Origin of the sequence: Streptomyces sp. NPDC005774, assembly GCF_042871645.1 — a bacterium.
Lineage (GTDB): Bacteria > Actinomycetota > Actinomycetes > Streptomycetales > Streptomycetaceae > Streptomyces > Streptomyces pratens.
Window position 1 is genome coordinate 1 of the sequence record NZ_JBIAIV010000144.1, and the last position, 1,434, is coordinate 1,434.

1 protein-coding gene is annotated in these 1,434 nt (G+C 65.2%); it reads right to left on the reverse strand.

Annotated elements, in window-relative coordinates; genetic code table 11:
- Positions 1–16: 16 nt before the first annotated feature.
- Positions 17–1,375 (reverse strand): IS4 family transposase, encoded by a 1,359-nt coding sequence (locus tag ACFYQA_RS39510; protein ID WP_388928682.1) that lies wholly within the window; start codon positions 1,373–1,375, stop codon positions 17–19.
- Positions 1,376–1,434: the final 59 nt, after the last annotated feature.

Genomic DNA, 1,434 nt, shown 5'->3' on the forward strand with positions numbered 1-1,434 from the left:
CAATGCCGTTGTTTGACTACTGAACTATCGTCGCCTGCAGTGTGATGGTTCTGGCGGGTACGTGGCGTGGTGGGGCTTTCGGTTTGTCTTTCGGTCGGTAGGAGTACAGCGAGTTGGGCCGTTTCAGGAAGCGGTCTGCCTCTCGCAGTCGGCGGGTGCCGCTGTCGAGTTTCCGGCGGACCTTCGCCGCCAGCGCGGTCAGGAACCTGCGGATCTTCGGCGGGGTGTCGGCGAGCTGGCGGACCACGCTGCGTCGGGTGTGCTTGAGGACCTTGACGAACGAGATGCGGTCCGGGTCGATGCCGTTGCTGTCGGCGAGTTGCATGATGATGCCGGTCAGGCAGTGGTGCACGACCAGGTGCGCCCACACTTCCTGGCGCACCAGCTGCGGGTCGGTGGATCGCAGAACTTCCTGCCGGCCCCGCTGGAAGGTCTTGATCTGCCGATAGGCCGATTCCACCTCCCATCTTTCGTGATACAAGACGGCCAACTCCCTTGCTGAGTAGGCGTCGTGATCGAAGAGGTCGGTCAGCAGCCTGATCACTTCGCCCCCGTCGACGCGGTACTCGATCACGCGCACCAGCACACCGCCCGGATGGGCACCCTTCTGCCCCGCGAGGTTCATGCGTGCCAGATAGGTGCCGTCGGGCAGGTGTCGTACCGGACGGCGTGCCACACACGAGCGGGCCCGCAGCAGCAGGTGGGCACCGGCGCCGGTATACGCCTTCCACAACTCCACCCCGGGGAACCCCCGGTCCATGATCACGAGCATCCCGGAGGCCGAGGCAGCCATTGCCACGGCTGGGTCGCGTTCACCGCTGTTGTAGCCGCCCACCCGGGCGTCGATGGAAGAGTGCGTGCCGGTCTCGGTCAGCGTCACGACTCTCACCTGCGGAAACCCGCCCGGTTTCCCGCTGGAGTCTTTCGGGCCGCCGAAGGCGAGTCGGTTGGCCTCGTTGTCCGGCACGTCCAGCAGGAACCCGTCGACCGCAGCGAGACGCATCCCCCGGTAGAAGGACCCGGCCAGCCCCGCAGGGGCCCGCGGACCGGCCAGGCGGTGGAAGATCCGCTCGACAACCTCCGGTCCCAGGCGCTCCCGAGCCCGGGTGAAAGACGCCTTGTGCGGGATGCACTCGCTCAACTCCTGCATTCCACCTACCAGTTGTTCTGCCACATCGTCGTAGGAGTCCTGGTGGAAGAGCGCAAGCGCGAGTGTGAAGTAGACCATGAACCCCGCCGGCAACGCTCCCGGCCGACGGTCCCGTTTGCGACACTCCGACAGGACCTCGTCCACCAACTCGGGCGTCACCCACTGTGTGATCAAGCCCAGTCGCACTCGCTCAGATACCCCGCTCCACGGATGCACACCCCGCATAACGGCGCGACGCTCAGTCCGTCACTACCAACTCAATGAACCTTCAAACAACGGCATTG

Excerpts from the sequence above, each read along its gene's own strand:
- ACFYQA_RS39510 (WP_388928682.1), bottom strand. The coding sequence starts at position 1,375 with ATGCGGGGTGTGCATCCGTGGAGCGGGGTATCTGAGCGAGTGCGACTG.